Consider the following 19,032-nt stretch of genomic DNA (forward strand, 5'->3'; position numbering starts at 1 on the left):
AGCCCCGCAAGACTTTTAGCGAGGTGTGAAATTGCCCATGAATGTCTGTGAAACGCTGGCCGCGCCACTGGACGCCCTGTTGGGCGCCGGCCGACCGGTCGTCTGCGTGCAGGGGCTGGGCTTCGTTGGGTCCGCCATGGCCATCGCGGTCGCCAACGCGCGCGGTGCCGACGGCCGGCCGCTCTACAGCGTGGTCGGCGTGGACCTGCCCAACGAGGCCGGGCGCCACCGCATCGCCTCCATCGCCGCCGGCGAGATGCCCTTTCCCGGCGCCGACTCGGAGCTTGACCAAGCGCTTGCCCGCGCGCACGAGGCCGGCAACCTGACGGCCACCGACGACGCGGAGGTGTTCGCGCGCGCCGACGTCGTGCTGGTGGACATCAACCTGGACATCGACTGGTCGGCCCCGCAGCCGGAGGTCCGCTTCGCCGCCATGCAGCGCGCCGTCGACGCTCTGGCCGCACGGCTGAATCCGGGCGCGCTGGTGATCGTGGAGACCACCGTCCCGCCCGGCACCTGCGAGCGCGTCATCGCGCCGCGGCTGGCCGCCGGGCTGGAGGCGCGCGGCTTGGCCCCGGACTCCGTCCGGCTCGCCCATTCCTACGAGCGGGTGATGCCCGGCGCGCAATACTACAACTCCATCGTCAACTACTGGCGCGTCTACGCCGGCACGACGCCGGAGGCGGCGGACGCCTGCGAGCGGTTCCTGTCCACGGTCATCAACGTGGCGGATTATCCGCTGACGCGCCTCGGCTCCACCACCGCGTCGGAGACGGCGAAGGTGCTGGAGAACAGCTACCGGGCGGTCACCATCGCCTTCATGGAGGAATGGGGCCGCTTCGCGGAAGCCGTGGGCATCGACATGTTCGAGATCGTGAACGCCGTGCGCATGCGGCCGACCCACGCCAACATGCGCCAGCCGGGTTTCGGCGTCGGCGGCTATTGCCTGACCAAGGACCCGCTGTTCGCCGCGGTCGCCGCCCGCACGCTGTTCGAGCGCGCCGACCTGTCCTTCCCCTTTTGCACGGAGGCGGTGCGGACCAACGCGGCCATGCCGCTGGTCGCGCTGGACAAGCTGCGCGGCCTGCTCGGCGGGGCGCTGGCGGGCAAGCGGATCCTGCTGCTCGGCATCTCCTACCGGGAGGACGTGGGCGACACCCGCTATTCGCCGGCCCAGACCTTCGTCGAGGCCGCGGAGCGGGAGGGGGCGGAGGTCACGCCGCACGACCCGCTGGTGACCTGGTGGGAGGAGCTTGGCCGGCCGGTCCGTGGCAGCCTGCCCGACGCGGACGGCTTCGACGCCGTGGTATTCACGCAAGGGTCGCCCGCCTACCGCGGCATCGACCTCGCCGATTGGCTGAAGGGGGCGGCGGTCGCTGTGGTCGACGCCAACAACGTCCTGACGGACGACCAGCGACGCCAGCTGCGCGACCTGGGCTGCCGCATCACCAGTGTTGGCCGCGGAATCACGATGGGGGAAACATGCTGAAAGCGCTCGTGACCGGCGGGGCCGGCTTCATCGGTTGCCATCTTGCGCGCACCCTGGCCGACCGGGGCTTCGCGGTGGACATCCTCGACAATCACGCCCGCGGCGTGCGGGACGAGGCGCTGGAGGAACTGCTGGCGCGGCCCCATGTGCGGATGCTGGAGGCCGACCTGCGCGACGCCGCCGTCGCCGACGCCATGGACACGGACTACGCCCAGATCTTCCATCTCGCGGCCATCATCGGCGTCGCCCAGGTCCGCTCCCGCCCCTACGAGGTTCTGACGGCCAACGTCGCCATGCTGGAGACGGTCCTGGCGCTGGCGCGGCGGCAAGCGAACCTGGGCCGGCTGGTCTTCGCCTCCACCAGCGAGATCTACGCAGGCACGCTCCAGCATTTCGGCATTCCCGTTCCGACCCCGGAGGACACGCCCCTGACCGCCGGCGACCTGACGGAGCCGCGGACCACCTACATGCTGTCGAAGCTGTATGGGGAGGCCATGTGCCGCTTCTCCGGCGTGCCCTTCACCATCGTGCGCTTCCACAACGTCTATGGCCCGCGCATGGGCTTGTCCCACGTCATCCCGCAGCTTCTGGAGAAGGCCCACGCCCTGCCGGCCGGCGCGCCGCTGGAGGTGGCGAGCGTGGAGCACAGCCGGTCCTTCTGCTACGTCGACGACGCGGTGGAATATCTGATCCGCATGGCGGCGCTGCCGGCCTGCGCCAACGACACCTTCAACATCGGCACCCAGGCGCCGGAGGTGCGCATCGGCGATCTGGCGCGGACCGTCCTCGACGTCGTCAGGCGCGACAACCCCGTCGCCCCCCTTCCGGAAACGCCGGGCTCTCCCGCCCGCCGGGCGCCCGACATGGGCAAGGCCGTGGAGGCCACCGGCTACCGGTCGCAGATCGACCTGCGCACGGGGGTGCAGCGCACCTACGACTGGTACCGGGACCGTGTGTTCGGCAATGACGCCGTCTGCGCGGTATAAGGTGCCGCCCGCACTGCCGTCTTATCGCCTCTTATGTATGTATCTTTTCGCATCCTTGCCGCTGGCGGACGCGAAACGTAAGATTCGAAAAAAGAACGCCTGAACAAAGGGTTGCCGAAAATCAAAGGGTTGCCAAAAATCAAACGGTTGAAAGGGAGGAATCCATGCTTGATCCCGCTTGGGGCTGCCCTCCGAGGACGCCGTGAGGCGCGCAGGCTGCGCCCGATCGTGCGCGACCGACCTTGCATCGCCCACCAAGGACACGGGTGCCCCATGAAGATATCCGACGAATCCCAGGGATTGTTTCCCGACGCCGGGTTGCTGGTCGCCGATTTTCCCGCGCCTCCCGTCACCGCGGTTCCGGACGCCCGTCCGGAAATCGAGCCCGATTTTGGCGAAGACACCTTCCGCCACATCCTGGCGTTGGCCCAGGCGCGCGGCTACCGCTTCGCCACCTTCGCCGACTATCACGCGACCGGCGCCGTGCCGCACAGCCGCTGCTTCTTCCTGCGCCACGACGTGGACATTTCCCCGGGCATGGCCCTGCGGCTCGGCGAGATCGAGCACGAGCACGGCGTCCGCGGCAATTTCTTCTTCCAGTTCAACGCGGAAACCTACTCCTTCTTCGTGCCGGAGACGCTGGGCATCATCCGCGCCCTGCAGGGCATGGGCCATTGCGTCGGCCTCCACATCGACGAGCAGCTGACCGGAACGGAGGAGGAGGCGATCGCGAAGACGCTGGACTGGGTCATCGACTGCGTCCTCCCCATCGACCGCACCATCAGCTTCCACCGCGCGTCGCGCGGCAACCTCGGCCGGCGCTACGAGCGGTTCCTCAGCGCCTACGACTCCCGTCTGTTCGACGCGCAGTCCTACCTGTCAGATTCGCGGCGCAGCTTCGCCTTCTACGAGCCGCTGATGGGTTGGCTCGGCGAAGGGCGCCCCTGCATCCAGCTGCTGCTGCATCCGGAATGGTGGGGCGGCGTCAACCGGCTCGACCGGTTCTGGGACGTCCTGCGCGACCGCCGCTCCGAACAGCTGCGGCGCTACATGACGACCAATTTCCCGAAGGTCTTCGACGGCATGCTGCCGACCGACGACACCAACTTCCTGATCTAGCGGGGTGGACGGGAGCGACATGACCCAGACGCGCGTCCGAGTGGCCATTCACCAGCCGAACTACCTGCCGTGGCTCGGCTATTTCACGAAAATCGCCAACGCCGACGTGTTCGTCTTCCTGGACGACGCGCAACTGCCCCAGGGGCGGAGCTTCGTCCACCGCACCCGGATCCATTCGGCGGCGGGCGGCGACTGGCTGTCGGCGCCCGTCCGCCGCGCCGAACGGCAGCTGATCCGGGACGTGCGCTTCGCGGACGACGACTGGCGCCGCCGCCATCGCGCGACCCTGCTGCACACCTACCGCCGCACACCGCACTTCGAGCCGGTGATGGCGCTGGTGGACCGCATCCTGGAGGCGGACACCGACCTGCTGGCCGCCTTCAACATGCGCGCGGCGATGCTGCTGGCCGACCATCTCGGCCTGTCCTGCCGCTTCGAACTGTCGAGCGCGTTCGGCGTGGAGTCCACCAGCGACGAGCGCCTGATCGACCTTGTGAAGGCGGTGGGCGGGGACACCTACCTCTCCGGCGTCGGCGGACAGAACTACCAGGACCCGGCGAAGTTCGAGCGCGCCGGCATCGACCTGTGGGTGCGCGAGTTCACGCCGCACCCCTACGGGCAGGGGCCGGGCGCCTTCCAGCCCTGCCTGACGATCCTGGACGCGCTGTTCAACATCGGGCCGGCCGACACCGTGCGGCACCTGTCCTACCAACCGATGGCAAGCCCGTGCCCCTCGGCCTGATGGCGGAGGTTCAACGGTGAGAATTGCCATCCTGTCGGACATCCACGCCAACCTCGAAGCGCTCCAGGCCGTGCTCGGCGCGATCGCGGAGGAGGGCGTGGACCGTCTGGTGTGCCTGGGCGATATCGTCGGCTACAACACCGATCCCGGCGCCTGCGTCGCCCTGCTGCGGGACGCAGGCGCGCTGTGCGTCGCCGGCAACCACGACCGGGCGGTCACGCGCCAGATCGGCATGGACGGATTCAGCGCCCGCGCCATCCGCGCCGTGTTCTGGACCCGCCGGCACCTGGCGCCGGATGACACCGCGTGGCTGTCCGCACTTCCGCTGAAGGCGGCGGTGGAGGGCCAGCTGGTTGCGGTGCACGGAGCCCTGCACCCGGACATCGGCTGCGAGCTGGTCCGCCTCGATGGAGACGGCGAGCGCCGGCTGAGCTTCGCGGCGCTGGCCGCCCACCCCTCCGGCGCGCGGGTCTGCGCCTATGGGCACACCCATCGCCTGGGCGTCCACGAATACCGCGACGGCGCCATTCTCGCTCCCATTCTCGCTCATGACGGCGACGAGGTCGCCCTGCGGCCCGGCTCCTACTACCTCGTCAACCCCGGAACGGTCGGCGAGCCGCGCACGGCGGAGCGCCGGGCGACCTTCATGCTGCTGGACACCGCGCGCCAAACCCTGTCGGTGCGGCGCGTCGCCTACGACGACACCCTGGCCTTCGCCAAGACCCGCCGCGCCGGCATCGAGCCGCGCCGCCTCGCCGGGCTCCCCGCCCCCCTGCGCGCCGCGATCAAAGCCGGTCTGCGCAGGGTCGGGCTGTACGAGGTCCTGCTGAAAGCCTTCAATTCCTGACGCCATCATCCCCTCTCCCGGGGCGGGAGAGGGATCATCCTGGCGTTGCGGCGGGCCCAGTGCCGCCATCCCATGATCAGGCCGAGGTAGGCGAAGTAGATGCGGTCGTCGGGCAGGTAGCCCTGGACGGTCGTGTGCGAGATGAACTCCGTCAGGAACAGCAGCGCCAGCATCATGTCCGTCCAGTCGAGCCGGCGGTCGCGGGCCATGGCGACGCAGGTGGCGACGCCGAGGATCAGGACCGGGAAGAACAGGCAGGCGCCCGCCAGCCCCATCTCCATCAGCACTTCCAGCGACAGGTTGTGCGGGTAGTCCAGGCTATGCTGGAGACGGAATTCGCCCATGCCCCAGCCGAGCAGGGGGCGCACCAGCCATTGCCGGAAGGCGAGATCCTGCGCCTCCTCCCGGATGTCCAGCGAATGGGTGCTTTCGTTCGAGGTTTGGAGCCGGATGCGCTCCAGCGTGTAGAACTGCTGCGACGCGCCGGTCGCGCCCTGATAGGCCGTAATCGCCACATAGCCGGCCCAGCACAGCACCACGAGCGCGGTGACGAGAAGCAGCAGCCGCCGCATCCCCGCGAAGAGGCCGCGCGGCGCCAGCAGGAGGCTTCCCGCGGCGAGCGAGATGCTGAACACCGCGAAGACCAGATGGCCGCGGGCGCCGATCAACAGCAAGGCGAACAGCGCCAGAACGGCGCCGGCGATCGCCAAGGGCAGCCGCTGGCGCGGCCCCAGGATGACCTGCGACAGGCAGGCGTAGAACAGGATCGCGGCGTGCGCGCCGTATTCCATGTAGTTGTTGCCGTTGACCCGCCCCGCGTTCTCCATGTCGTTCGGGTCGACGCCGAGCACCCAGCGGTAGGTGCTGTAATAGAGCAGCAGGGCGATGCTGAAGGCGATCATCAGGCGCACCATGCGGCGCCGCCGCTCCAGATCCTGCGCCAGGACGACGACCAGGAAATAGCTGCTGACCCCGATCAGGACGAAGCGCCAGGCCTTGTCCACGTTCTTCGGCTCCAGGCTCGACCAGAAGACGCTGATGACGCCGAAGGCCGTGAAGGACAGCATCAGGATGTTCGGCAGGTCGAGCGGCATCGGCTTCAGCCGGCGCGAAAAGATGCCCCAGACGGTCAGCCCGACCGCGAGGATGAAGAACAGCAGCGTCAGGTCCACGGGGGAGCCCTGGAACTCCGGCAGCATCTTGTAGCGGCCGGCGTAGACGAACAGGATGAAGCTGGCTTCGATGGACAGCGCGTCCTCGCGCATCCGCGCCAGCAGACCGGTGCCGGGGTGCCGCGCCGGATGCGCGCGCAACGTGGCCTCCATGACCCTCGCTCCCTTTCTTTTGCCATCTTATCATCGCAGGGCGGGTGCGATGCGCCCCGCTCGAAAAGGGATGAGTCCGCCGCGCCGTGGGAGGACCACCGAAAGACGGCGAGCCACCGGAGGGGAGCATGCGGTGCGTTCAAACGTGTACTTCGATAAGGTCATTGCGCCGAAAAGCATAAGAAAGCAAAGTTATGATCCCCGGGGCAAATCCGACGATGGGGAGGACCAACAGCCATGCCGGACCGTTCGGACCGATCGGACCGCGTCAAGGTCGTCCACCTGACGACCACACATTTTGCCGACGACGCCCGGATCTTCACCAAGGAATGCGTCGGCCTGGCGCAGACCGGCTACGACGTGGCACTGGTGATCCCGGACAACCGCTACCGCACGGACGACGGCCGGCCGATCCGCCGCCAGGGCGTGGACATCGTGGCGGTGGAACGCCCGGTCGGATTGCTGCCGCGCCTGCTGAAGACCGGCTTTTCAGTGCTTCGCGCGGCCATCCGGCAGAAGGGCGACGTCTATCATTTCCACGACCCGGAACTCATCCCCGGCGGCCTGCTGCTGCGGCTGATGGGCAAGACGGTGATCTACGACGTCCACGAGGATCTGCCGCGCGACCTGATGACCCGCGCCTGGATTCCGCTGCGCCTGCGGCCCGTTCTCGCCGGTGTCGCGCGCGTTCTGGAGTGGACCGCCGGCAAGGCCATGTCCGGGGTGGTCGCCGCCACGCCGATCATCGGGCAGCGATTCCCGGCGCGTAAGACCGTCCTGGTCCAGAACTTCGCCATGGCGGCGGAGTTCGCCGACGCCAACGCCGAAGGCGGCGCACCGCCCTACGCGGAGCGCCGGGGCGTGGCCTTCGTCGGCACCATCACCGAAACCCGCTGCGCGGTGGAGGTGGTCGACGCCATCGGCAAGGTCGGTCGCTTCCCCCAGGCCACGCTGCTGATGGCCGGAAGCATGGGCTCCGCGGAGTTGCAGAAGCGCATGGAGGCGCTGCCGGGCTGGCCGCGGGTGGACTACCGGGGCCGGCAGGATCGCGCCGGCGTGAAGCGCCTGCTGGTCGAGTCGCGCGTCGGGCTGGTGCTCTACCACCCGACGCGGAACTACCAGGAAGCCCAGCCGGTCAAGCTGTTCGAATACATGGCGGCCGGCATTCCCCTGATCGTCGCCGACTTCCCCTACATGCGCGGCGTGGTCGAGGAAAGCCGCTGCGGCCTGTGCGTGCCGCCCTGCGACACGGACGCGGTCGCCGCCGCCATCGACTGGATCTTCGCGCATCCGGAGGAGGCCGAAGCCATGGGCCAGCGGGGACGGGAGGCCATCCGCGCCCGCTACAGCTGGGAGAACGAGCAGCGGACCCTGGTCCAGCTCTACGAACGGATTCTGGCCCCGCGCAGCCCGGCCGTCCCGTCGGGCCTCGTCGGCGGCACAACGGAGAAACCGCGATGATCCGAACCGTCTGGAAGCGCCTCTACCGGGACTATGTCATGCCCAACCGCATGGCCGACTACGAGCAGCTGCTCGGCCTCGCCCGCGCGATGGGATACGGCGGCACGACCATCGGCGCCTTCTACCGGGACCTGAAGAACGGACTGGTGGAGGACGGCCACCGCGCGCTCGTCCTGCGCCACGACATCGACAGCAGCCCGGAGCTGTGCCCGGCCTTCGCCGCGGCCGAAGAGCGGGCCGGGATGCGGGGATCCTATTTCTTTCGCCTCTCGACGATCGACGTCGGCATCATGCGCGACCTCGCCGCCGCCGGCCACGAGGTCGGCTACCATTACGAGGAGCTGGCGACCATCGCCAAGGAGCGCGGCGCCAACCGGACGGCCCAGGTCGACGCGTTGATCCCGGCCGCGCGGGAGCGGTTCGCCGCCAACCTCGCCGCCCTGCGCGAACGGACCAGGTTGCCCCTGCGCGTGGCGGCGAGCCATGGCGACTTCGCCAACCGGGCGCTGGGCGTCACCAACGTGGTGATCCTCCAGGACCGCGCCTTCCGCGCCGCCCAGGGGATCGACGTCGAGGCCTACGACGCCGACCTCATGCGCCCCTTCGGCCTGCGGGTCGCCGACACCTACCATCCCGCCTTCTGGAAGCCCGAGCTGCCGCAGCCGGCGCTGCGCGCGGGCGTCGGTCCCGGCTACATCCTCACGCACCCGCGGCAATGGGGGCGGCAACCGCTGTGCAACGCGCGGGACGATCTTTTGCGACTGGTGGAAGGCGCGCTGTTCACCCTGGGGATCCCGCGCGCCGGCGGCGGCGCGGGACAACGTGCGGTGCCCCCCGCCGCCTGCGATCCAACCTGACACGCAAAGTCTTCAGCTGCCCGGCCGGACGTCAAGGCCTTCCACCGTCTTACACCGCCGAGATCAGCCCATCGCAAAGGGAGTCGCCTGAATGCCGATTTCTTTTTGGGCGCCGAAATTGCCATCGTTTCCTTCACGGTAAGATAACAAAAGGCCATGGCGTATGACGCCGGAAGCGGCCTTTCGTCCATCGCAGGCGCGTCCACGCAAAGGGGTGATGCCGCAGAATGAAGACGATCCAAGAAAAGGGACTCCGTGAAAGGCCGCTGGCCTTCGTCATGGGCAGCATGAACCTGTTGCGCCCGGTCGGCCTGGCCGGCGCGTCCTGCGTCGCGGTGGCGGCGCCCGGTTCTCCGACCGTTCACTCCCGCTTCACGCGCGGGGTGCTTCCGTGGGTGGATTTTTCCGAACGCACGGACGTCCTCGTGGAAAAGCTGGTGCGCTTCGGCGCGGCGTTGCCGGTGCGCCCCATCCTGTTCTACGAGGAGGACGAGCATCTGCTGGTCATCTCGCGGCACCGCGAGACGCTGGGCCAAGTCTTCCGCTTCGTGGTGGCGGACGCGGAGCTGGTCGAGGATCTGGTGGACAAGAACCGCTTCCACACGCTCGCGGAGCGGCTCGGCCTGCCGGTCCCGGCAACGCGGCACCTGCGCCCCGGCGAAAGCCCCGTCCCGCCGGACCTGGACCTCGCCTTTCCGCTGATCGTGAAGCCGGCGACGCGGCGCGACACGGTCTGGCGGGAGATCGGCGAACTGGGCAAGGCCCGGCAGGTGGAAAGCCCGGCGGCCCTGCGGGAACTCTGGCCGCGCATGGCCGCCTCCGGCCGGAATTTCCTGGCGCAGGAAATCATCCCCGGCCCCGAATCCCGCATCGAAAGCTACCACGTCTATGTGGACGCAACGGGCGCCATCGCCGGGGAGTTCACCGGGCGCAAGATCCGCACCTACCCCGTCGCCTACGGCCACACGACCGCGTTGTCGATTACCGACGCAAGCGATGTCCAGGAGCTTGGCCGTGCCCTGACGCGGCGGCTGAACCTGCGCGGGGTCGCGAAGTTCGACTTCAAGCGCGGGCCGGACGGGCGGCTGCACCTGCTGGAGATCAACCCGCGCTTCAACCTCTGGCATTTCCCCGGCGCCCTGGCGGGCGTGAACCTGCCGGCGCTGGTCTACGCGGACTTGGCCGGACGGGCACGCCCCGCCACGGCGCGGGCGCGGGCGGGCGTCGGCTGGTGCAACGTCGTGAAGGACTTCGCGGCGGCGCGCGCGGAGGGGCTTGCGTTGTCGGACTGGCTCGGCTGGGTGCTGCGCTGCGAGGCGAAGTCCGGCATCGCCTGGGACGACCCCAAGCCCGTTTTGCGCAAGTTGCCTCTTTTCCAAAAGGAGTGGCCCTTTCGGGCGCGCCGGTCCGCCGATCCCGCCTATTGGCAGAAAAACATGCCATAAGAAAACGGCTGTGCTAGAGTTGGCCGGCTGCGGGGGTCCACACGGACTCCCCTTGGCGTTCCGTTGTGCCTTGGGCGTGAGGGTTGATGGCAAAAGCACGCGAAAAGGGAAAGATACCCCACGGCGACTGGTCGGCGATCCGCACGCGCCACGCGGCGGGCGAATCCCTGGCGAGCATCGCGCGCGACTACGGCTGCACCGGCCCCGCCATCCGCTACATCATCAATCGCCCCACCGACGCTCCCGCCAGCGCAGGCGATGCCCAGCCGGACGCCGCACCCGCTCCCGCCGCCACGCCGCCGGCCCCGGCCCCCGCCCGCGAAACCGCTCCGCCGTCCTCACCGCCGACCCCGGCTCCGGGGATCGATCCGGAACTGCGCTGGCGGGTCAGCAGCGAGATCGCCTCGTTCCTGACCGTCTTCGATTCCTTCCTGACGTCCGACTCCCCGGCCCGCTACGACGAGCTCCTCGCCGCCACCGACCGCCTGATGCGCGTCGCCGCCCGGACCCACATCGAACTGGAACGCGCCCGCGCCGCGGATCAGCGCGCACGCGGCGCGAAGGCCGGGCCGCGGGCGTGACCTGTTTTCCCCCTCCCTTGAGGAGGTTTTTGCGGTAGGGCCAGGTTCTACTTCGCCTCCGCGCAGGCCGGCGTTGCCCCGAGCGCCACGCGGACGGCGCGGGCGAGGTCGCGGTCGCGGTAGGGTTTGATCAGGATCTCCGCGCCTGGGCCGGCGGTGCCGACGCCGCCCGCGACGCCGTGGGCATAGCCCGACGCGTAGAGCACCTTCAGGTCGGGATAGCGCCGCTGGGCCTCATTGGCCAGTTCCAGCCCGTTCATGCCGCCGGGCATGACGATGTCGGTGAACAGAAGGTCCACGCGCGGGTTGCCGGCCAGGACCGTCAGCGCCGTTGGGCCGTTCTCCGCCTCCAGGACGTTGTAGCCGAGTTCCTGGAGGGTCAGCACGGCGACGTGGCGCACGTCGTGGTCGTCGTCCACGACCAGCACCATCTCGCCGTGGCCGGGCATCGGCGCGGCGTCGGCCTCCGCCGCGTCGGGGTCGCGGCTGGACTGCGGGTCGGCGTCGGGCGCGCAGGGCAGGTAAAGGTGGAAGGTGGTGCCGCAGTCCGGCGCGCTCTCCACCTTGATGACGCCGCCGGACTGCTTCACGAAGCCGTGGATCATGCTGAGGCCGAGGCCGGTGCCCTTGCCCACGTCCTTGGTGGTGAAGAAGGGCTCGAAGGCGCGCTCCAGCACGTCCGGCGGCATGCCGCAGCCGGTGTCCGACACGGTCAGCCGGACATAGTGGCCGGGGTGCAGGTCGAGCCCGGCGTCGTTCCCGTCCTCGCCGACCGTGACGGTGGTGGTGGCGATGCTCAGGCGGCCGTTGCCGGCCATGGCGTCGCGCGCGTTGATGACGAGGTTCAGCAGGGCCGATTCCGCCTGGGTCCGGTCCACCAGCGCGGGGCACTGCGGCGGGGCGGTCTCGATCACCACCTGGATGTTGGGGCCGAGCGTGCGCTCCATCAGCTCGCCCATGTTGCGCACCAGCGCGTCCATGTCCACGCTTTCGGGGTGGAGCTGCTGGCGCCGCGCGAAGGCGAGCAGCCGGCGCGTCAGGTCGGAGCAGCGCAGCGCCGCCTGCAAGGCCATGTCCACGCGGCGCGCCGCCTTGGGATCGTCCGGCACCATGCGGGCCAGCCGCTCCAGGCTGCCGATGACCACGGTCAGCATGTTGTTGAAGTCGTGGGCGATGCCGCCGGTCAGCTGGCCGATGGTCTCCATCTTCTGGACGTGGGCCAGCTGCTGCTGCATCTCGCGCGTGTCGGTGACGTCCAGGATGGTGCCGCACAGCTCCTGCGGGGCGCCGCTCTCGTCGCGCAGGACGACCGCCTGGTCGAGCAGGATGCGGTACTTGTCGTCGGCGCCGCGCCAGCGGTACTCGACCGTGGCGACGCCGGTCTCCAGCGCCGTTGCGAACTGGGCCAGCGCCCGCTCCCGGTCGTCGGGATGCAGGCGGGATTCCCAGAAGCCGCCCTCCTTCAGGAAGCGTTCGGCCGGAAAGCCGAACAGCTCGCTGGTGTTTTCCGTCACGTAGCGGAAGGGCGTGCCGCGCCCGATGCCGGCCGTGTAGAGCAGGATGGGCAGGGATCGGGCGATCAGCGCCTGCCGCTCCTCCGACCGGCGGAGCGCCTGTTCGGCCTCCATCTTCTCGGTGCGGACGCGGAAGTTCTCGGCCAGCAGCCGCTCGCGCACGGCGGCCTGGCGCTTCACCTCCTCCGTCTTGCGGTACAGCTCCACGAAGACGGAGACCTTGCTGCGCAGGATCACCGGATCGACGGGCTTGAACATGTAGTCCACGGCCCCCGCGGAATAGCCGCGGAAGATGTGCATCTCGTCCTTGTTGATCGCGGTCAGGAACAGGATCGGGATGTGGCGGGACTTCTGGCGGTTGCGGATCAGCTCCGCCGTCTCGTAGCCGTCCATGCCCGGCATGTGGACGTCCATCAGGATCGCCGCGAAGTCCTGGTCCAGCACGCGCTTCAGCGCTTCCTCGCCGGACTTGGCGAGGACCACGGTGGCGCCGAGTTCGGACAGGGTCTCGCGCATGGCCAGCAGGTTGCGGCCGTCGTCGTCGACGACCAGGATGCGCACCTCCAGCGGCGGCAGGGAGTCCGCGACGATCCGCATCGCGTCGGCGGCGGCCCGCGCGGCTCCCGTTGCGCTGCCCGTGGCGGCGCCCGTAGCGGTTATTGGCCGGTTCATTGCGCCGTTGCCCAGGTTGGACGGCATCGAATGGTCACTCCCGGCTGAGGCGAGACATCACCGGCGCGCCGCCCGACCCCCGCTGGAGGCCCGTCCAGACGCGCAGCAGCGACAGCAGGTGGTCGATGTCCACCGGCTTTGCAAGGTAATCGGTGGCGCCGGCCTCGATGCATTTCTCGCGGTCGCCCTTCATGGCCTTGGCGGTGACGGCGATCACGGGCAGGCCGCGGCCCTGGTCGGTCGTCCGGATTTCACGGATGGTCTGATAGCCGTCCATCTTCGGCATCATGATGTCGACAAGCACCACGTTGACGTCGGGGTTCTGCTTCAGCAAGTCCAGCCCTTCCTGCCCGCTTTCGGCGTGGAGGACGGCCATGTCGTGCGCTTCCAGCACGCTGGCGAGCGAGAAGATGTTGCGGAAGTCGTCGTCGACGATCAGCACCTTCTTGCCGTTCAGCGCCGGGTCGCGCTGCCGTATCTGGGCAAGCGCGCTGCGCTTTTCCTCCGGCAGGCGGTCCACCGCGCGGTGCAGGAACAGCGCCGTCTCGTCCAGCAGGCTGCCGGCGGAGCGGACGCTGCGCAGCACCACCGATTCCGCCAGCCGGCGCAGCCGCGCCTCGTCCTCCGGCGCGATGGTGTCGGAGACGTAGACGACGACCGGCATCCAGGCGGTGGTGTCGCGGGTGCGCAAGCTCTCGATCAGCTCGAAGTCGGACGGCTGCGGGATGGAGAGGTCGAGCACCATGCAGTCGAACCGCTCCTCCGCCAGCGCGGCGCGGGCCGCGTCGGTGCTGGTGACCGTGCGGGTCTCGATGTCGCCGTTGCCGACCAGGTTGGCGATGCCGCCCGTCTCCGCGTTGGTTTCCTTCTCCACGATCAGCAGCTTGCGGTGGTGGCGCTCCACGAAGCCCTTCACCTTGGCGAGCGCTGCGAAGATCGCCTCGCGGTCGGCCGGCTTCTCCGTGTAGTCGAAGGCGCCCATGGCGAGCCCGCGGCGCCGCTCCTCCTTGGCGGAGATGACGTGCACGGGGATGTGGCGGGTCTGCGGGTCGCGCTTCAGCAGGTCGAGCAGCGCCCAGCCGTCCATGTCCGGCAGGCCGATGTCGAGCAGGACCGCGTCGGGGTGGAACTTGCGGGCCATCGGCATGGCCGGGCCGCCGGCGTAGGAGACGATGGCCTTGAAGCCCTTCTCCCGCGCCAGATCCACCAGGATGGAGGCGAACTTCACGTCGTCCTCGATCACCAGCACCACGGGGTCGCCCGGCCGGATGCGCTCCCGGTCGTCGAGCGAGGGGTGGAGTTGCAGCAGGGCCAGCCCCTCCTCCGACCCGGAGGCGACGATCGGGCGGGTCGGCGACGGGATGGCGGCGGGCTTGGGCGCCGGCTCCTGGTGGCTGGCGAGGTCGAAGTTCAGCGGCACGTAGAGCGTGAAGGTGCTGCCCTTGCCGAGCGCGCTCTGCACCCGGATCTCCCCGCCCAGAAGGCGCGCGATCTCGCGGCTGATCGACAGGCCGAGGCCGGTGCCGCCGTACTTGCGGCTGGTCGTGCCGTCGGCCTGCTGGAACGCCTCGAAGATGATGCGCTGCTTGTCCTCCGGGATGCCGATGCCGGTGTCGGTGACGGTGAAGGCCAGCACCTGGTCGGCCGCGTTCAGCACGGGGTGGCCGCTGCTCCAGCCCTCCGACACGGGGCTGACGCGGAAGGTGACGCCACCGACTTCCGTGAACTTGAAGGCGTTGGACAGCAGGTTGTTCAGCACCTGCTCCAGCCGCTTCTCGTCCGTCTGGATGGTGACGGGCAGGGCCTTGTCCATGTCGATGGTGAAGCGCAGGCGCTTCTCCTCCGCCAGCTGGGTGAAGGTGCGCTCCACATGGCCGCGCAGGTCGCCCAGCACCACCTCGCCGATCTCCAGCGTGACCGTGCCGGATTCGATCTTCGACAGGTCCAGGATGTCGTTGATCAGGTTCAGCAGGTCCGAACCGGCGGCGTGGATCGTCCGGGCGAATTCCACCTGCTTGTCGCTGAGGTTCTGGTCGGCGTTGTCCGACAGCAGCTTCGACAGGATCAGCAGGCTGTTCAGCGGGGTGCGCAGCTCGTGGCTCATGTTGGCGAGGAACTGCGACTTGTACTTGGAGGTCAGCGACAGCTGCTCCGCCTTCTCTTCCAGCGCGGCCTTGGCGAGCACGACCTCGCGGTTCTTGCGCTCCACCTCGACGTTCTGGCTTTCCAGCTGCTGCGCCTTTTCCTCCAGCGCCTCGTTGGTCTGGCGCAGCTTCTCCTGCTGGGCCTTCAGCAGCTCCTCCGACTGGCGGAGCGAGGCGGCCTGCTGCTCCAGCCGCTCGTTGGTGGTCTTCAGCTCCTCCTGCTGGCTCTGCAGCTCGGTGGTCAGGCGCTGCGACTGCTTCAGCAGGCCTTCCGTCCGCATGTTGGCCGCGATGGTGTTCAGCACGATGCCGATGCTCTCGGTCAGCTGCTCCAGGAAGGACTGGTGCGTCTCGCTGAAGCGGTTGAAGGAGGCGAGTTCGAGGACGGCCGCCACCTCGTTCTCGAACAGCACCGGCAGGACGATGATGTTCAAGGGCGGCGCCTCGCCGAGGCCGGAGCTGATGTTGACGTAGTCCTTCGGCACGTTGGTCAGCAGGATGCGCTTCTTCTCGTAGGCGCACTGGCCGACGAGGCCCTGCTTCAGTGCGAAGCGGTTGCCGAGGTTCTTGCGCTCCTTCAGCGCGTAGCTGGCGACGAGGTCGAGGACGGTGTCGTCGTTGTCGCGCGTGGTGACGTAGAAGACGCCGTGCTGAGCGTTCACCAGCGGCGCGATCTCCGACAGGATCAGGTTGGAGACGGTCACCAGGTCGCGTTCGCCCTGAAGCATGCGGGTGAACTTGGCGAGGTTCGTCTTCAGCCAATCCTGCTCCGCGTTCTTCAGCGTCGTGTCGCGAAGATTGCGGATCATCTCGTTGATGTTGTCCTTCAGCGCCGCGACCTCGCCCGACGCCTCCACCGCGATGGACCGGGTCAGGTCGCCCTTGGTCACCGCGGTCGCCACCTCCGCGATGGCGCGGACCTGGGTGGTCAGGTTGGCGGCCAGCTGGTTCACGTTGTCGGTCAGGTCGCCCCAGACGCCGGTGGCGCCGGGCACCTTGGCCTGTCCGCCCAGCTTGCCTTCGATGCCCACCTCGCGGGCCACGTTGGTGACCTGATCCGCGAAGATGGCCAGCGTCTCGATCACGCCGTTGATGGTGTCGGCCAGCGCTGCGATCTCGCCCTTGGCGTCCACGGTCAGCTTGCGCTTCAGGTTGCCCTGGGCGACCGCCGTCACGACCTCCGCGATGCCGCGCACCTGATTGGTCAGGTTGGTCGCCATCATGTTGACGTTGTCGGTCAGGTCCTTCCAGGTGCCGCCCACACCCTCCACGCGGGCCTGGCCGCCCAGCTTGCCGTCGCTGCCCACCTCGCGGGCCACGCGCGTCACTTCCGACGCGAAGCTGTTGAGCTGGTCCACCATCGTGTTGATGGTGTCCTTCAGCTCCAGAATCTCGCCCTTCACGTCGACGGTGATCTTCTTCGACAGGTCGCCCTTCGCGACCGCCGTCGTGACCTCCGCGATGTTGCGCACCTGCCCGGTCAGGTTCGCGGCCATCATGTTGACGTTGTCGGTCAGGTCCTTCCAGGTGCCACCCACACCCTTGACCTGCGCCTGACCGCCGAGCTTGCCCTCGGTGCCCACCTCGCGGGCCACGCGGGTCACCTCGCTGGCGAAGCTGTTCAGCTGATCCACCATCGTGTTGATGGTGGATTTCAGCTCCAGGATTTCGCCCTTCACATCGACGGTGATCTTCTTGGACAGGTCGCCGTTCGCCACGGCGGTCGTCACGTCGGCGATGTTGCGGACCTGGTTGGTCAGGTTGCCGGTCAGCAGGTTGACGCTGTCCGTCAGATCCTTCCAGGTGCCGGCCACGCCCTTCACCTGCGCCTGCCCACCCAGCTTGCCTTCGGAGCCGACCTCGCGCGCGACGCGCGTGACTTCGCTGGCGAAGCTGTTGAGCTGATCCACCATGGTGTTGATGGTGTCCTTCAGCTCCAGAATCTCGCCGCGCACGTCCACGGTGATCTTCTTCGACAGGTCGCCGTTTGCGACCGCCGTCGTGACCTCCGCGATGTTGCGGACCTGACCGGTCAGGTTGGTCGCCATCGCGTTCACGTTGTCGGTCAGGTCCTTCCAGGTGCCGGCGACACCCTTCACCTGCGCCTGTCCGCCCAGTTTGCCCTCGGAGCCCACCTCGCGGGCCACGCGCGTCACTTCCGAGGCGAAGCTGTTGAGCTGGTCCACCATGGTGTTGATGGTGTTCTTCAGCTCCAGAATCTCGCCCTTCACATCGACTGTGATCTTCTTCGACAGGTCACCGTTCGCGACCGCCGTCGTCACGTCGGCGATGTTTCGGACCTGATTGGTCAGGTTGCCGGTCAGCAGGTTGACGTTGTCGGTCAGATCCTTCCAGGTGCCGGCCACGCCTTCCACGCGGGCCTGCCCGCCGAGGCGGCCTTCCGTGCCGACCTCGCGCGCCACGCGCGTCACCTCGCTGGCGAAGCTGTTGAGCTGGTCCACCATCGTGTTGAGGGTGTTCTTCAGCTCCAGGATTTCGCCCTTCACATCGACGGTGATCTTCTTCGACAGGTCACCCTTCGCGACGGCCGTCGCCACCTCGGCGATGTTTCGGACCTGATTGGTCAGGTTGCCGGTCAGCAGGTTGACGTTGTCGGTCAGGTCCTTCCAGGTGCCGCCCACGCCTTCCACCTGGGCCTGCCCGCCCAGCTTGCCTTCCGTGCCGACCTCGCGGGCCACGCGCGTGACCTCGCTGGCGAAGCTGTTGAGCTGGTCCACCATCGTGTTGAGGGTGTTCTTCAGCTCCAGGATTTCGCCCTTCACATCGACGGTAATCTTCTTCGACAGGTCACCCTTCGCCACGCTGGTGGCGACCTCCGCGATGTTGCGGACCTGGTTGGTCAGGTTCCCGGTCAGCAGGTTGACGTTGTCGGTCAGATCCTTCCAGGTGCCGGCAACACCCTTCACGACCGCCTGTCCGCCCAGCTTGCCCTCAGACCCCACCTCGCGCGCGACGCGCGTCACCTCGCTGGCGAAGCTGTTCAGCTGGTCCACCATGGTGTTTATGGTGGACTTCAGCTCCAGGATCTCGCCGCGGACGTCCACGGTGATCTTCTTGGACAAGTCGCCGTTCGCCACGGCGGTCGTCACGTCGGCGATGTTGCGGACCTGGGCCGTCAGGTTGGCGGCCATCATGTTGACGTTGTCGGTCAGGTCCTTCCAGGTGCCGCCGACGCCCTTCACCTGGGCCTGCCCGCCCAGCTTGCCCTCGATGCCCACCTCGCGGGCGACGCGCGTCAGCTCCGTCGTCACGGAGACGAGCTGCTCGACCATCGTGTTGACGTTCTTGGCCGTGCGCAGGAACTCACCCTGGAGGGGGCGCCCCTCGATCTCCATGGGCATGGACTTGGACAGGTCGCCCTTGGCGACCGCGCCGATGACGCGGGCCATCTCCTGCGTCGGCTGGGTCAGGTCGGTGACCAGCGTGTTGACGCTGTCCACGCAGGTGCCCCAGCTGCCCGACGCGGTGGGCAGACGGGCGCGCTGGCTGACCTTGCCTTCCTTGCCGATGGCGACGCTGAGCCGCCCGACCTCGTTGACGAGCGACTCGTTCATCTCCACGACGTCGTTGAACGCCGCGGCGATCTCGCCGTCCAGGCCTTGCAGTTCCAGCGGGAGCCGCACGGAGAAGTCCCCCTTGCGGAACTGCCGGAGCGCGCGGAGGAGAATCTGCGGGGTAAGCTGGTCGTGAGAGGCCGTCATCGACATGTTGCGATCAACCCTGTCCGTCTGATGGTCCTGTCCTTGCGCAAAAGGGGCTCATGCGCAAAAGGACCCATGCACAAAATGGTCGGGCCGCGCCGGGACGACGCGACCGCTGGACGTGTTCA

The 19,032-nt window shown here is 68.2% G+C and carries 12 protein-coding genes; 9 read left to right on the forward strand and 3 right to left on the reverse strand.

What is annotated here, in order from left to right:
* Window positions 1–37 precede the first annotated feature (37 nt).
* The 5 genes from J2851_RS05095 to J2851_RS05115 all read left to right on the forward strand — a co-directional run bounded on the left by J2851_RS05095 (window position 38) and on the right by J2851_RS05115 (window position 5,183).
* Complete coding sequence (locus tag J2851_RS05095) at window positions 38–1,489, forward strand: nucleotide sugar dehydrogenase (protein ID WP_209764697.1); 1,452 nt, start codon at window positions 38–40, stop codon at window positions 1,487–1,489.
* Window positions 1,483–2,475, forward strand: coding sequence for an NAD-dependent epimerase/dehydratase family protein (locus J2851_RS05100; RefSeq protein ID WP_209764699.1), 993 nt, complete (start codon window positions 1,483–1,485; stop codon window positions 2,473–2,475). Before J2851_RS05095 ends, J2851_RS05100 begins: the two co-directional genes overlap by 7 nt.
* A 273-nt stretch (window positions 2,476–2,748) precedes the next feature.
* Window positions 2,749–3,594 (forward strand): hypothetical protein, encoded by an 846-nt coding sequence (locus tag J2851_RS05105; RefSeq protein ID WP_209764701.1) that lies wholly within the window; start codon window positions 2,749–2,751, stop codon window positions 3,592–3,594.
* Between the two features lie 19 nt (window positions 3,595–3,613).
* Window positions 3,614–4,336, forward strand: a complete 723-nt coding sequence (locus tag J2851_RS05110; RefSeq protein ID WP_209764703.1) for a WbqC family protein — start codon at window positions 3,614–3,616, stop codon at window positions 4,334–4,336.
* A 16-nt stretch (window positions 4,337–4,352) separates the two neighbouring features.
* A complete protein-coding gene (locus J2851_RS05115; RefSeq protein ID WP_209764704.1) occupies window positions 4,353–5,183 on the forward strand; it encodes a metallophosphoesterase family protein in 831 nt (276 codons plus the stop codon).
* Window positions 5,184–5,188: 5 nt separating this feature from the next.
* Here J2851_RS05115 and J2851_RS05120 read toward each other — a convergent pair whose 3' ends face one another.
* Window positions 5,189–6,508 carry an O-antigen ligase family protein gene (locus J2851_RS05120; RefSeq protein ID WP_209764706.1) on the reverse strand — a complete coding sequence of 440 codons (1,320 nt, stop codon included), beginning with the start codon at window positions 6,506–6,508 and terminating at the stop codon, window positions 5,189–5,191.
* Between the two features lie 237 nt (window positions 6,509–6,745).
* Here J2851_RS05120 and J2851_RS05125 point away from each other — a divergent pair, with 237 nt between their 5' ends.
* The 4 genes from J2851_RS05125 to J2851_RS05140 all read left to right on the forward strand — a co-directional run bounded on the left by J2851_RS05125 (window position 6,746) and on the right by J2851_RS05140 (window position 10,852).
* Window positions 6,746–7,969, forward strand: coding sequence for a glycosyltransferase family 4 protein (locus J2851_RS05125; RefSeq protein WP_209764708.1), 1,224 nt, complete (start codon window positions 6,746–6,748; stop codon window positions 7,967–7,969).
* Window positions 7,966–8,826 carry a polysaccharide deacetylase family protein gene (locus tag J2851_RS05130; RefSeq protein WP_209764709.1) on the forward strand — a complete coding sequence of 287 codons (861 nt, stop codon included), beginning with the start codon at window positions 7,966–7,968 and terminating at the stop codon, window positions 8,824–8,826. The genes J2851_RS05125 and J2851_RS05130 overlap by 4 nt, the downstream gene beginning before the upstream one ends.
* Window positions 8,827–9,635: 809 nt before the next feature.
* Complete coding sequence (locus J2851_RS36665) at window positions 9,636–10,271, forward strand: ATP-grasp domain-containing protein (RefSeq protein ID WP_370881302.1); 636 nt, start codon at window positions 9,636–9,638, stop codon at window positions 10,269–10,271.
* An 86-nt stretch (window positions 10,272–10,357) separates the two neighbouring features.
* Window positions 10,358–10,852 carry a hypothetical protein gene (locus tag J2851_RS05140; RefSeq protein ID WP_209764711.1) on the forward strand — a complete coding sequence of 165 codons (495 nt, stop codon included), beginning with the start codon at window positions 10,358–10,360 and terminating at the stop codon, window positions 10,850–10,852.
* A gap of 47 nt (window positions 10,853–10,899) precedes the next feature.
* Here J2851_RS05140 and J2851_RS05145 read toward each other — a convergent pair whose 3' ends face one another.
* Complete coding sequence (locus J2851_RS05145) at window positions 10,900–13,065, reverse strand: response regulator (RefSeq protein WP_246500428.1); 2,166 nt, start codon at window positions 13,063–13,065, stop codon at window positions 10,900–10,902.
* A 7-nt stretch (window positions 13,066–13,072) separates the two neighbouring features.
* Complete coding sequence (locus tag J2851_RS05150; protein ID WP_209764712.1) at window positions 13,073–18,904, reverse strand: HAMP domain-containing protein; 5,832 nt, start codon at window positions 18,902–18,904, stop codon at window positions 13,073–13,075.
* Between the last annotated feature and the right edge of the window lie 128 nt (window positions 18,905–19,032).

Origin of the sequence: Azospirillum rugosum, assembly GCF_017876155.1 — a bacterium.
Taxonomy (GTDB): domain Bacteria; phylum Pseudomonadota; class Alphaproteobacteria; order Azospirillales; family Azospirillaceae; genus Azospirillum; species Azospirillum rugosum.